Below are 12,567 nucleotides of genomic sequence, written 5' to 3' on the forward strand. Positions count from 1 at the left end.
ACGAGCTGGAACCATGTTGTCACAGCCCTGCTCAAAAGCTGTCTGGAGCATTCGGGCGGGCGGTAGGCAGAAAAAGGCGCGCGCCGCGCGCCTTTTTCTGCCATATTCTCCCCTCTATGCGCCCCATCCGCTTGTTTTGCCCCCCTTTTTGTGCTATACTATCATCATGGGCAAGTAAGACAAGAAAGGATGATTCCATCATGGAAAAGGCCAAGGTCTATTTCGCGGACTTCCGCGCCACGCTGACCGAAAACCTTCAGCAAAAGCTGACCCGCCTGCTCAAAACCGCGGGCATGGGAACCATTGATTTCGACAAGAAATTCACCGCCATCAAGATCCATTTCGGCGAGCCGGGCAACCTCGCCTATCTCCGGCCGAACTGGGCCAAAACCGTCGCGGATTTTGTCCGTGAGCGCGGCGGCAAGCCGTTCCTGACCGACTGCAACACCCTGTACGTCGGCGGGCGCAAGAACGCGCTCGACCATCTGGACTCCGCTTACCTCAACGGCTTCAGCCCGTTCACGACCGGCTGCCACGTCATCATTGCGGACGGGCTGAAAGGCACGGACGAGGCGTATGTGCCGGTCGAGGGCGGAGAATACGTCAAGGAAGCCAAGATCGGACAGGCCATTATGGACGCTGACGTATTTATTTCGCTGACCCACTTCAAGGGCCACGAGTCTTCGGGCTTCGGCGGCTGTCTGAAGAACATCGGCATGGGCTGCGGCTCACGCGCGGGCAAAATGGAGCAGCACAACGCGGGCAAGCCGCAGGTCGATCCGTCCCCCTGCGTGGGCTGCGGCATGTGTACGCGCATCTGCGCGCACGACGCTATTACCATCACGGATAAAAAGGCGCATATCGATCATGACAAATGCGTGGGCTGCGGCCGCTGCATCGGCGTCTGCCCGACCGACGCGATCGGCTGCGGCTATGATGAATCCAACATCGTCCTGAACCGCAAGATCGCGGAGTACACCAAGGCGGTCGTGGACGGGCGCCCCTGCTTCCATATCTCGCTTGTTATCGACGTGTCGCCCAACTGCGACTGCCACGCGGAGAACGACGTGCCGATCGTGCCGAATGTCGGCATGTTTGCGTCCTTTGACCCGATCGCGCTCGACCAGGCCTGCGTGGACGCGGTCAACGCCGCGCCGGTCAATCCGGACAGCCTGCTCCGCGACGCGCACGAGCGGCACCATATTGACGACGCGCACGACCACTTCCACGCCGCCCATCCGGATACGAACTGGCAGTCCGCGCTCGAGCATGGCGAGAAGCTCGTCCTCGGCACGCGGGAATATGAACTCATCAAAATCTAAACGCAAACATCAAGCAAAAAGCGAGGCATCCGCCTCGCTTTTTTCATATTTGATTCAATCCGACGGGCAGCGCGAGCTTTACCGCCAGCATGGCAGCGTATATCGCGGCGTATACGCCTTTGGCTTTGCGCTCACCCAGATGCGCACGCAGCTTATCTGCCGTACCCCACACTTTTTCCTCGCTTTCGTCCAGGCGGCCGAGTAGCCAGCGCGCCGCAAACCCGAGCACCCCAATGGTCTGTAAAAACGTCCAGCCGAGCAGCAGTACGAAGCCGACGGCCGACCGCTCCCGCGGGTCGCGGAGCAACGCCAGACACAGCACCCAGCCCGTCATGCTTGCCATTCGGTTTAAAATGACACCGAACCGCACAAAGTCCTTCACTGCGGCATCATCTCCCGCCCTTCGAACGCGGCGCGGCATCTGATGTCCTGCATGACCGCGTCGAACTGCGGCAGGTCGAGCGACTGCGCCCCGTCGCACAGCGCGTTTTTTGGGTCGTTATGCGCCTCGATAATCAGGCCATCCGCGCCGGCGGCGATTGCGGCGCGCGAGAGCGGCTGTACCATATCGCGGCGGCCCGCGGCGTGCGACGGGTCGACGATCACCGGCAGGTGGCTGAATATCTTGACCAGCGGCACCGCGGAGATGTCCAGATTGTTGCGGATCATCTTTTCAAACGTGCGGATGCCGCGCTCGCACAGGATGACGTTGGTGTTGCCGCCCGCGAAGATGTACTCCGCCGCCATCAGGAATTCCTCCATCGTCGCGGACAGGCCGCGCTTGAGCAGGATAGGCTTATCCGACCGGCCCAGCTCCTTGAGCAACATGAAATTCTGCATATTGCGTGCGCCGAGCTGGATGATGTCCACATCCGCGAACAGGTCGAGGTGCTTTTCGCTCATGATCTCGGTTACAACCGGCAGGCCGGTCTGGCGCTTGGCCTCCAAAAGGAGCTTCAGGCCCTCGTCCTCAAGCCCCTGGAAGGAGTACGGCGAGGTGCGCGGCTTGAACGCGCCGCCACGCAGGAAGGACGCGCCCGCCCGCTTGACCGCTTCGGCCACCTCCACGATCTGCGCCTCGCTCTCGACCGAGCAGGGTCCCGCCATCACGTTGAAGTATCCCGCGCCGATCCTGCGCCCCGCAACCTCAATGACCGTATCCTCATGGTGGAATTTGCGGTTGACGGCCTTGAACGGCTCGGTCACACGCTGCACGCGCTCGACCACGTCATAGGCCATGATGTCCCCTTCGTCCAGTTTGGTGGTGTCGCCGACCAGGCCAAAGATCGTGGTGTTCTCGCCCTGAGAATAGTGGATCGTAAGCCCCATATCCTTAAAATGCTGCATCAAACGGTCTACACGTTCCTTATCGCTATTCTGCTTGAGTATAACGATCATTTTGGTTCACTCCTTTATCAGTTAAAATTATAAGCCTTTGCAGTATACCACCAAAATGCCCAAAAAGAAAGGGCGATTTACTACAAATCGCCCTGTTTCTTTGGTCGGGTTTTGCACGAGGTTGTAAAATGCTAACCTTTACCGCGCGGCTTTCAGCTCCTCATAGCGCTGTTCCACCGCCGTGCAGAATTCCTCCCAGCGTCCGTCTTCAATCAAACGGGCCGGACAGACTTTTCCGGAAAAGTCCTCATGCTTGCGCAGCGCCTTCGGACCCAGACCGTATTCGAGCAGCAGGCGCGCGCACAGTTTTTCGGTGTTGATTAACGTCTGCTCATAGTTGCCGTCCTCGTTGACGCACATTTCGATCCCGACGCCGTTTTTGTTGCCGCCGTTCCTTTTCATCTGGTCGCCCGCATGGTACGCGGTTTCGTCGTCCGGCAGGTGATGGTATATTTCGTGGTCGTCCACGGTGTAATGCCAGGAAACGATATTTTCCTGCGCGTCGGCGTTCTGGTGGATGAATGAGTTATGCGCGGCAGCGGTCGCGCCCGCGGAAAAATTATCCGTTTCGTGGATGACGAGGTATTTGATCTCGCGTTTTTCCCCGGCCGCGCGCGCGCTCCCCTCCGGCAGGAAGTCCGTATAGACCGGTATGTCCTCAATATAGCTGAGCCCCGCGTCCGGCTGCGGCGGCCGGCTGATCGCCCGATGCGTCAGCATACCGGCGGCAAACGACGCCAGCAGCAGCACCGCCAGCAGCAGCGGCCGGCGGTTCGGCCGCTTTTTCCCTTTTTTCCCACTGTAAAACCCTGCAATCTTCAATCCGTCCGCTCTCCCTATCCCTCGTTCCAGTGGTTCTATTGTACTACGTTTCGACAGCTTTTTCAAAGGCATGGATGTAAACTTTTTATTCCCATAAAAAACCTCGCTTTCCCCCGCGGAATTCCTGTAAGAAAAACTTGCATTCCGGCGTTTCGTGCGATATAATTATATTTACTCGGAGAGGCAAAGCCTTTACCAGCAGAATTCTTTGACCGCCCCCTTTCTCCCAAAGGGGAGCCAAGGCCATACGGACAGCCGGGTCAAATGCCGAACATGGCAACTTTGTTGCCTTATTGAATTTTATAAGTTGGCTGCTTAAAAGCCGTGTGCCGTGGGCGCATCACACTTGTGAAACAATCAATAAGAGTAGTAAAAGTAAATTCTTGCTATATAGACTCTTTCCTCTTCCACAGACAGAGCCGTTGCGGGCATTTGCCCGAACGGAAGAGAGATTGCATTCCTCAAGCTGAGATGGCCGCGCGCGGACACCTCGCTTGAGGATTTTTTAATTGTGAGGATTACCGGTATGCAAAACAAGCTGAAACTGTACGGGTTCAACAACCTGACCAAGGCGCTGTCGTTCAACATTTACGACGTATGCTATGCCAAAACCGAGCGCGAGCAGCGCGACTATATCGCCTACATCGACCAGCAGTACAACTCCGAGCGGCTGACCGGCATTCTGGAGCGCGTGACCGAGATGATCGGCGCGCATGTGCTGCATATCTCCAAACAGGATTACGACCCGCAGGGCGCCTCCGTCACCTTCCTGATCGCGGAGGAGCATATGAAGCCCGCGCCCGAGCCGGATACCATCGTGGCGCATCTGGACAAAAGCCATGTCACCGTGCATACCTATCCGGAATACCATCCGGACACCTGCCTTGCCACGTTCCGCGTGGATATCGACGTGGCGACCTGCGGCGAGATCACGCCGTTGTCCACGCTCGATTACCTGATCGACTCGTTCGATTCGGATATCATCACCATGGACTACCGCGTACGTGGCTTTACCCGCGATATCGAGGGGAAAAAGCTGTTCATGGACCACCAGATGACCTCGATCCAGGATTTCATCGACCCGCACACACTCGACCTGTACGACGCTTACGATGTGAACGTGTACCAGGCCAACCTGTTCCACACCCGCATGCTGCTCAAGGAGGTTGACCTGCAGAACTACCTGTTCAACACCGATATCTACGAGCTGCCGCCCAAGACGCGGCTCAAAATCCATTCCGACCTGCGCCGCGAGATGATCGAGATCTTTAGCGGCAAAAACATCTACTGACGTACCGGAGGCTTTCCGCGCTTCCGTATGTGAAAGAAGGCAAAGCTATGGACCAGTCCCGCGCGCCCATCAAGGAGGCGCTCGAACATTTTAAGGATATGCGTATCGTCCCGTTTGATGTCCCCGGGCATAAACGCGGACGCGGCAATCCCGAGCTGACAAAATTCCTCGGGGAACAGTGCATGACCGTGGACGTCAACTCCATGAAGCCGCTGGACAACCTGTGCCATCCGGTCAGCGTCATCCGTGAGGCGGAGGAGCTGGCCGCCGAGGCTTTCGGCGCGGCTCATGCGTTCCTGATGGTCGGCGGCACGACCTCGAGCGTGCAGTCGATGATCCTTTCGGTCGTGGGGCGCGGGGACGAGATCATCCTGCCCCGCAACGTCCACCGTTCGGTCATCAACGCGCTCGTGCTTACCGGCGCGGTGCCGGTGTACGTCAACCCGCAGACCAACGAGCGGCTGGGCATCTCGCTGGGCATGTCGGTCGCGGACGTCGCGGCCGCGATCGAAAAGCACCCCTCCGCCAAGGCGGTGCTGGTCAACAACCCCACCTACTACGGTATCTGCTCGGATATCCGTGAGATCGTCCGTCTGGCGCACGCCAGGGGCATGAAGGTGCTCGCGGATGAGGCGCACGGCACGCATTTCTACTTTGGCGAGGACATGCCCGTCTCCGCGATGGCCGCGGGCGCGGACCTCGCCTCGGTTTCCATGCACAAGTCGGGCGGCTCGCTGACACAGTCGAGCTTCCTGCTGTGCGGCCCGTCGGTGAACGCGGAATATGTGCGCCAGATCATCAACCTGACGCAGACCACCTCGGGTTCCTACCTGCTGATGGTCAGCCTGGATATCTCGCGCAAGAACCTGGCGCTGTACGGAAAGGATATCTTCCGCAAGGTCACCCGCCTGACCGAGTACGCCCGCGATGAGATCAATCAGATCGGCGACTACTACGCCTACGGCCGCGAGCTGATCAACGGCGACACGGTTTTCGATTTCGATGTGACCAAGCTCGCGGTCAACACGCTGGACGTGGGGCTTGCCGGCATTGAAGTATATGATATCCTGCGCGACTTTTACGACATCCAGACCGAATTCGGCGACCTTGGCAACCTGCTGGCCTATGTTTCGGTCGGCGACCGCGAGCGCGACCTCGAGCGCTTTGTGGCCGCTCTGTCCGACATCCGCCGCCGCTACAAGCGCGACAAGGCCACGCTCATGCGGCAGGAGTACATCTCCCCGCAGGTGGTGGCCGCGCCGCAGGAGGCTTTCTATGCGGAAAAGCAGGGCGTCCCGCTGGCGGAAAGCGTCGGCCGCATCTGCGCGGAGTTCGTCATGTGCTACCCGCCGGGCATTCCCATCCTCGCCCCGGGCGAGCGCATCACCCGCGAGATCCTCGACTACATCCGCTACGCCAAGGAGAAAAACTGTATGCTGCTCGGCACCGAGGACCCGAATGTGGACAGCCTGCAGGTCATCCGCGGTATTATCAGCCCCGCAGCCAATTAAGGAGTCTGTGTTATGCAATTGACCTTTACCGAAATGCACGCGCCGACCGTCGGTCTGGCAATCCAGGTCGACCGGCAGCTTTACACCGAGCAGAGCGACTTCCAGCGCATCGACGTGTTCGAATGCGAGGAGTTCGGCCGTTTTTTGACGCTCGACGGCTATATGATGCTGACCGAGCGCGACGAATTCATCTACCACGAGATGATGGTGCATGTCCCGCTTGCCGTGCTGGGCGAGACGGTCAGAAAGGTGCTCGTCATCGGCGGGGGCGACGGCGGCTGCGTGCGTGAGCTGTGCCGATATCCACACATCGAGCATATCGACCTGGTCGAGATCGACGAGCGCGTGGTCGCGGTGTGCAGGGAATACCTGCCGACCGTGGCGTGCAGTCTGGACGATCCGCGCGTACACATCCTCTATCAGGACGGGCTGAAGTACATCCGCCGCATCGAGGACGAGTACGACCTCATCATCATCGACTCGACCGACCCTTTCGGCCCGGGCGAGGGCCTGTTTACGATGGAGTTCTACGGCAACTGCTACAAGGCGCTCAGGGCGCACGGCGTGCTGGTCAACCAGCACGAAAGCCCGTTCTACAAGGGCGACGCGCTCGCCTGCCAGCGCGCGCACCGCAACATTGTGCATTCGTTCGAGCTGTCGCGCCTTTTCCAGGCGCACATCCCCACCTACCCCTCCGGCCACTGGCTGTTTGGGTTTTCCTCGCGCGGGGTTCATCCGGTGCGCGACCTCAAGGCGGACGACTGGAACGCCCGCGGCATCGAAACCCGCTATTACAACACCAACCTGCACAAGGGCGCGTTCTACCTGCCCAATTATGTGCAACGGCTTTTGGAAAAAGTAGAAGAATAACGACTCACAAGGAGGACAACACCATGGGAAAAGCCCTTATCATCGGCTGCGGCGGCGTGGCCGGCGTGGTCATCCACAAATGCTGCCAGAACAGCGACGTTTTTGAAGAAATCATGATCGCCTCGCGCACCAAATCCAAGTGCGACGCGATCAAGGAACAGCTTGAGGGGCGCACCCCCACCAAAATCCGCACCGCCAAGGTGGACGCGGACAACGTGGACGAGCTGTGCGCGCTGATCGACGAATACAAGCCGGACATCGTGATGAACATTGCCCTGCCCTATCAGGATTTGACCATCATGGACGCGTGCCTCAAGTGCGGCGTCAACTATATGGACACCGCCAACTACGAGCCGGAGGACACCGACGATCCCGCGTGGCGCGCGATCTACGAGAAGCGCTGCAGGGAGGCGGGCTTCACCGCCTATTTCGACTACTCCTGGCAGTGGGCGTACAAGGAGAAGTTCGAAAAGGCCGGCCTGACCGCGCTGTTAGGCTCGGGCTTCGACCCGGGCGTGACGCAGGCCTACTGCGCCTATGCTCAGAAGCACCTGTTCGACCAGATCGACACCATTGACATTCTGGACTGCAACGGCGGCGACCACGGCTACCCGTTCGCCACCAACTTCAATCCCGAGATCAACCTGCGCGAGGTTTCCGCGCCCGGCTCCTACTGGGAGGACGGCCACTGGGTCGAAATCCCCGCCATGTCCATCAAGCGCGAGTACGACTTCGACCAGGTCGGCCGCAAGGACATGTACCTGCTCCACCATGAGGAAATCGAGTCGCTGGCCAAAAACATCCCGAATGTCAAGCGCATCCGCTTTTTCATGACCTTCGGCCAGTCCTACCTGACCCACATGAAGTGCCTGGAGAACGTCGGCATGCTGTCCACCACACCGATCGAGTTCGAGGGGCATCAGATCGTGCCGATCCAGTTCCTCAAGGCGCTGCTGCCCGACCCTGCGACCCTCGGCCCGCGCACCAAGGGCAAGACCAACATCGGCTGCATCTTCACCGGCAAGAAGGACGGCAAGGAAAAGACCGCCTATATCTATAACGTGTGCGACCACGAGGCCTGCTACCGCGAGGTCGGCTCGCAGGCCATCAGCTACACCACCGGCGTGCCGGCCATGATCGGCGCGGCCATGCTGATGACCGGCAAGTGGTCCAAGCCCGGCGTATACACGGTCGAGGAGTTTGACCCCGACCCGTATATGGAGGCCCTGAACAAGTGGGGCCTGCCGTGGCAGGTAAACGGCAACCCCGTTTTGGTGGACTGACATGAGATTTACTGAACTGCCCACGCCCTGCTTCCTTGTGGATGAAAACCGGCTCGTGCAGAACCTTGCCGTGCTGCGCGACGTGGCCGACCGCACGGGCGCGAAGATCCTGCTCGCGCAGAAGGCATTTTCCATGTTTTCGGCGTACCCGCTGCTGCGCGAGTATCTCGCGGGTACGACCGCCTCCGGCCTGTTTGAAGCCCGCCTCGGCAGGGAGGAATTCGGCGGCGAAACGCACGTCTACTCCCCCGCCTACGCGGAGGGCGAATTTCAGGAGCTTTTGCAGTACGCCGACCATATTGTGTTCAACTCCTTCCACCAGTGGAAGGCTTACGGCAATTTAGCGCGCGCGGCGGGCAAAAGCTGCGGCCTGCGGCTCAACCCCGAATGCTCGACCCAGCCCGCGGCGCACGCGATGTACGACCCCTGCGGCCCGACCTCGCGGCTCGGCGTCACGCTGGAAAACTTCCAGCCCGAGCTGCTGGACGGCATCGAGGGCTTCCACTTCCACACCCTGTGTGAGCAGAACGCGGACGACCTCGTCCGCACGGTTGATGCGTTCGAGGAACGCTTCGGGAAATACATGGAGGGCATGAAGTGGCTCAACCTCGGTGGCGGCCACCATATTACGCGCGACGATTACGACGTGGAAACGCTCGTCCAGTGCGTCAACCGCCTGCGCGAAAAATACGGCGTGCAGATTTATCTGGAGCCGGGCGAAGCGGTGGTGCTGAATGCGGGCTGGCTGATCTCAACCGTGCTTGAGGTCATGCACAACCATGCCGAAATCGCAATACTGGATACCTCCGCGGCCTGCCACATGCCGGATGTGCTGGAAATGCCCTACCGCCCGCCGGTATGGCGTTCGGGCGAGCCGGGCAAAAAGGCGTTCACCTATCTGCTCACCGGCCGTTCCTGTCTGGCGGGCGATGTGATCGGCGAATACTCGTTCGATAACACGCTGCGCCCGGGCGACCAAGTGGTATTTGAGGATATGGCGCTGTACACGATGGTCAAAACCAACACTTTCAACGGTGTGCCGCTGCCGCTGATCGCCATGCGCCGCGCGGACGGCACGGACGAGGTAATACGGATGTTTGATTATGAGGATTTCAAGGGGCGCCTGTCATAAGGCTATACCGTCCAGATAGCTTTGCAGGATCAGGACGGCGGCGCGGTTCCAGCTAATGCCGTGCCGTACCGCGAGCTTTTCAATTTGGGCGGCATATTCTTTTCTGATATAGATGGTCCGGTATATGGATTCCTGCCGCTGCTTTTCCGAATAGGACGAAAAGATATCGGGTGTCCGTGGAGCTTCCAAATTGCGGCACCCCCTCTTGTTTTGGAATCTGATATAATTTTATCTCATATTGAGATAAATGTCAATATCTCATCACGAGATAAATTACATATGAAAGAAGTTTCTAAATGTATTTTTACCGAATTAAAGAATTGCGAAAAATCCGTAGCCTCACGCAAGACGAAATTGCAACATATTTAAATATATCGCAAAACACTTACAGCAATTATGAAAATGATGTAAGAAAAATTCCGCTTCCTATCCTAATCAAATTATCGCGGTTTTACCATGTCAATCTGGAATACCTGCTCGGTTTAACTGATTATTCCGAGCCGCTCCCTCCTGAATAACCAAAAAAAGAGCTGCCGCATGGCAGCTCTTTTTTTATGCTTTCGGGAAACGCAGGGTGATGGTTGTCCCCACACCCAGCGCGCTCTGCAGTTCAATTTTCGCATGGTGCAGCGCCGCGCCGTGCTTGACGATCGACAGCCCCAGGCCGGTGCCGCCGGTCATCTTGCTGTGGCTCTTGTCCACGCGGTAAAACCGCTCAAACACCCGCGCCTGGTCCGCGGGCGCAATGCCAATGCCGGTATCCGACACCCGAATAAAGGGCGCGCCGCCCTCCGCTCCGGCTTCTATCGTCACGCTGCCGCCCGCCCTGTTATACGCAACCGCGTTGTCCGCAAGGTTGAATACCATCTGTTCGAGCGTGCGGCGCTGCGCCTGCGCCGTGACCGGCTTCCCCGTCACGGCCAGCGTAACCTTGTGCGCCGCCGCCTTGTGCTGCAGCCGGTCGCGCACCGTGCCGCAGAGCGCCAGCAGCTCCACCGGCTCAAACGGGGCCGGCGCGCCGCCCTCGTCAAGCTGGGACAGGCGGATAATATCCTCGATCAGCGTCAGCAGGCGCACCGCCTCGGCGCGTATCTTGCCCGCAAAGGGCGCGACATCCTCCGGCTTGACGATGCCGTTCTCCATGATCTCCGCATAGCCCATGATGCTGGTCAGCGGGGTTTTCAGCTCATGCGACACGTTGGCGGTGAATTCCTGCCGCTGGCGCTCAGCCTGGTCGCGCTCGGTGCTGTCCACCACGAACAGCACCGCCGCATGGCTCTGCCCCTCCCCTGCGACCGAGCTGGCGGTCAGCGAGTACACGCGGCCGTCCTTTTCCATCCGCCCGTGCGCGCTCTCGCCGCCGAGCGCTTCCTCAACCACACGGACGTATTCCGGATCGCGGCACAGTGTCAGATAGCCGCCGGAGGCGCTGTCCTTGGGAAACAGGGCGCGCACCGCGCGGTTTGCGAACAGGATGTCGCCCATCGCGGAAAACAGCACCAGCCCCTCGTCCATGCGCGCCGTAACGTCGTCAAATTCGGCCTGCCGGCGCTTGAGTTCGGACATCTGCGCTTCTATCCTGCGGTTCTGCTTGGCCATGCGCTGCAGCAGGGGGGAAAGCTCGTCGTATGCGTCGTTCTTGAGCGGGTCGTGCAGGTCGAGCGCCACGATCGGCGCGAGGAACACATGAGTCAGCCAGCTTGCGAGCAACGCCGCCACCAGCAGCGCCAGCAGCACGATCAGCACGATCCACGGCGACGCCGCGGACAGCGCGCCGAACGCGCTGTCCGCAGTCGAGGCCACGCGCAGCACCGTGCCGTCCTGCAGGCGCTGCGCGTAATAATAGGTCTGTTGGGAGAGCGTGTCCGACAGGCGGCTGGACGCCCCGACGCCGTCCCGCAGGGCCTGTTCGATCTCCGGCCGCTCCCGATGGTTCTCCATGCTGTCCTCGTCGCCCTGGTTATCATAAAGCACCGCGCCGTCCGCGCTGACCAGCGTGATGCGGTCGGTATAGCTTTGGCCGATCTCCTCCAGCGCGGCGCGGTCCCCGCGCTCGGCAATGCGCGCGATGTAGCCGCACTCGCCCGCGAGCCGCTCGCGCGCGTTACCCGACAGGCCGGAATGCACCGCCGCCAGCAGCAGCGACGCGGTCAGCAGCAGCGTGACCAGCGCGGTCAGAAAAATGCTTCCAAAGACGCGCTTTCTCATCGGGTTTCCCCCATCCGGTAGCCCACGCCGCGCACGGTTTCGATCAGCGCGCCGCCCGCGCCCAGCTTCTGCCGCAGCGTTCGGATATGCACGTCTACCGTGCGCGTCTCGCTCTCATTCCCGTATCCCCAGATGTTTTCCAGCAGCACGTCGCGCGTCAGCACCGCGCCCTGGTTTTTCATCAGCAGGCAGAGGAGCTGGTATTCCTTCAGCGTAAGCTGCACCTCGTCCGCGCCTACATGGACGCTGTGCGCCCGCTCGTCCACGCAAATGCTCCCCGCCACCAGCGGACGGCCGCCGCCCTCGCCGGGCGGGCTGTCCTGGGTGCGGCGCAGCACTGCGCGGATGCGCGCGACCAGCTCCATCATGCCGAAGGGCTTGGCGACGTAGTCGTCCGCGCCGCTGTCCAGGCCAACCACCTTATCGTATTCGGTATTTTTCGCCGTAAGCAGGATTACGGGAAGCTTTGCGGTTTCCCGCACCGCCCGCAGGCGGCGCAGGATGGAGATGCCGTCCTCGCCGGGCAGCATGATGTCGAGCAGCAGCAGGTCGGGCTTCTGCTCCCGCAAAGCGGCGAACAGGGCTTCGCCATCGGCGAAGCCCCGCGCCTCCAGCCCCGTATTCTGCAGCGTATAGACGACCAGCTCCCGTATGCCGGCGTCGTCCTCCACGCAGTAAATCATGCGTTTCCTCCTTGTCGGCCGCGCCCGCGGCCGCATTTCCAACAGAT

The 12,567-nt window shown here is 59.9% G+C and carries 13 protein-coding genes; 7 read left to right on the forward strand and 6 right to left on the reverse strand.

The window, feature by feature from the left end:
• Positions 1-200: 200 nt before the first annotated feature.
• Positions 201-1,322 (forward strand): DUF362 domain-containing protein, encoded by a 1,122-nt coding sequence (locus RX717_RS14450; RefSeq protein ID WP_107631520.1) that lies wholly within the window; start codon positions 201-203, stop codon positions 1,320-1,322.
• Positions 1,323-1,365: 43 nt separating this feature from the next.
• On the opposite strand, the gene RX717_RS14455 is transcribed toward RX717_RS14450, so the two are convergent.
• From RX717_RS14455 to RX717_RS14465, 3 genes are all read right to left on the reverse strand, one after another.
• Positions 1,366-1,704, reverse strand: a complete 339-nt coding sequence (locus RX717_RS14455) for a hypothetical protein (RefSeq protein WP_054327451.1) — start codon at positions 1,702-1,704, stop codon at positions 1,366-1,368.
• Complete coding sequence (gene aroF / locus RX717_RS14460; protein WP_107631519.1) at positions 1,701-2,720, reverse strand: 3-deoxy-7-phosphoheptulonate synthase; 1,020 nt, start codon at positions 2,718-2,720, stop codon at positions 1,701-1,703. The genes RX717_RS14455 and aroF overlap by 4 nt, the downstream gene beginning before the upstream one ends.
• A 138-nt stretch (positions 2,721-2,858) precedes the next feature.
• Complete coding sequence (locus tag RX717_RS14465) at positions 2,859-3,542, reverse strand: peptidoglycan recognition protein family protein (RefSeq protein ID WP_316960411.1); 684 nt, start codon at positions 3,540-3,542, stop codon at positions 2,859-2,861.
• Positions 3,543-4,068: 526 nt separating this feature from the next.
• Here RX717_RS14465 and speD point away from each other — a divergent pair.
• The 5 genes from speD to nspC are packed head-to-tail and all read left to right on the forward strand — an operon-like array spanning position 4,069 to position 9,629.
• On the forward strand, positions 4,069-4,833 hold the full coding sequence (gene speD, locus RX717_RS14470; RefSeq protein WP_054327448.1) for an adenosylmethionine decarboxylase: 765 nt from the start codon (positions 4,069-4,071) through the stop codon (positions 4,831-4,833).
• Between the two features lie 47 nt (positions 4,834-4,880).
• Positions 4,881-6,344 (forward strand): aminotransferase class I/II-fold pyridoxal phosphate-dependent enzyme, encoded by a 1,464-nt coding sequence (locus RX717_RS14475; protein ID WP_107631517.1) that lies wholly within the window; start codon positions 4,881-4,883, stop codon positions 6,342-6,344.
• Positions 6,345-6,356: 12 nt separating this feature from the next.
• Positions 6,357-7,214 carry a polyamine aminopropyltransferase gene (gene speE / locus RX717_RS14480; protein WP_107631516.1) on the forward strand — a complete coding sequence of 286 codons (858 nt, stop codon included), beginning with the start codon at positions 6,357-6,359 and terminating at the stop codon, positions 7,212-7,214.
• Positions 7,215-7,237: 23 nt separating this feature from the next.
• Positions 7,238-8,497 carry a saccharopine dehydrogenase family protein gene (locus tag RX717_RS14485; protein WP_054327446.1) on the forward strand — a complete coding sequence of 420 codons (1,260 nt, stop codon included), beginning with the start codon at positions 7,238-7,240 and terminating at the stop codon, positions 8,495-8,497.
• A 1-nt stretch (position 8,498) separates the two neighbouring features.
• Entirely contained in the window at positions 8,499-9,629 is a 1,131-nt protein-coding gene (nspC, locus tag RX717_RS14490) for a carboxynorspermidine decarboxylase (RefSeq protein ID WP_054327445.1), read from the forward strand.
• Here the strand turns inward: nspC and RX717_RS14495 are convergent.
• A complete protein-coding gene (locus RX717_RS14495; RefSeq protein ID WP_054327444.1) occupies positions 9,624-9,818 on the reverse strand; it encodes a hypothetical protein in 195 nt (64 codons plus the stop codon). The two genes, nspC and RX717_RS14495, sit on opposite strands and share 6 nt — an antisense overlap.
• 107 nt (positions 9,819-9,925) lie before the next feature.
• Here RX717_RS14495 and RX717_RS14500 point away from each other — a divergent pair, with 107 nt between their 5' ends.
• Positions 9,926-10,147, forward strand: a complete 222-nt coding sequence (locus RX717_RS14500; RefSeq protein WP_082397158.1) for a helix-turn-helix domain-containing protein — start codon at positions 9,926-9,928, stop codon at positions 10,145-10,147.
• Positions 10,148-10,181: 34 nt separating this feature from the next.
• Here the strand turns inward: RX717_RS14500 and RX717_RS14505 are convergent, their stop codons facing one another.
• Both RX717_RS14505 and RX717_RS14510 read right to left on the reverse strand, forming a co-directional pair.
• On the reverse strand, positions 10,182-11,837 hold the full coding sequence (locus tag RX717_RS14505) for a sensor histidine kinase (protein ID WP_054327443.1): 1,656 nt from the start codon (positions 11,835-11,837) through the stop codon (positions 10,182-10,184).
• A complete protein-coding gene (locus tag RX717_RS14510) occupies positions 11,834-12,520 on the reverse strand; it encodes a response regulator transcription factor (RefSeq protein WP_054327442.1) in 687 nt (228 codons plus the stop codon). Before RX717_RS14510 ends, RX717_RS14505 begins: the two co-directional genes overlap by 4 nt.
• Between the last annotated feature and the right edge of the window lie 47 nt (positions 12,521-12,567).

The sequence above is a fragment of the Intestinibacillus sp. NTUH-41-i26 genome, from assembly GCF_032769475.1.
Lineage (GTDB): Bacteria > Bacillota > Clostridia > Oscillospirales > Butyricicoccaceae > Agathobaculum > Agathobaculum ammoniilyticum.

Excerpts from the sequence above, each read along its gene's own strand:
- RX717_RS14450 (WP_107631520.1), top strand. The coding sequence starts at position 201 with ATGGAAAAGGCCAAGGTCTATTTCGCGGACTTCCGCGCCACGCTGACC.
- aroF (WP_107631519.1), bottom strand. The coding sequence starts at position 2,720 with ATGATCGTTATACTCAAGCAGAATAGCGATAAGGAACGTGTAGACCGT.
- speD (WP_054327448.1), top strand. The coding sequence starts at position 4,069 with ATGCAAAACAAGCTGAAACTGTACGGGTTCAACAACCTGACCAAGGCG.
- RX717_RS14475 (WP_107631517.1), top strand. The coding sequence starts at position 4,881 with ATGGACCAGTCCCGCGCGCCCATCAAGGAGGCGCTCGAACATTTTAAG.
- speE (WP_107631516.1), top strand. The coding sequence starts at position 6,357 with ATGCAATTGACCTTTACCGAAATGCACGCGCCGACCGTCGGTCTGGCA.
- RX717_RS14485 (WP_054327446.1), top strand. The coding sequence starts at position 7,238 with ATGGGAAAAGCCCTTATCATCGGCTGCGGCGGCGTGGCCGGCGTGGTC.
- nspC (WP_054327445.1), top strand. The coding sequence starts at position 8,499 with ATGAGATTTACTGAACTGCCCACGCCCTGCTTCCTTGTGGATGAAAAC.
- RX717_RS14500 (WP_082397158.1), top strand. The coding sequence starts at position 9,926 with ATGTATTTTTACCGAATTAAAGAATTGCGAAAAATCCGTAGCCTCACG.
- RX717_RS14505 (WP_054327443.1), bottom strand. The coding sequence starts at position 11,837 with ATGAGAAAGCGCGTCTTTGGAAGCATTTTTCTGACCGCGCTGGTCACG.
- RX717_RS14510 (WP_054327442.1), bottom strand. The coding sequence starts at position 12,520 with ATGATTTACTGCGTGGAGGACGACGCCGGCATACGGGAGCTGGTCGTC.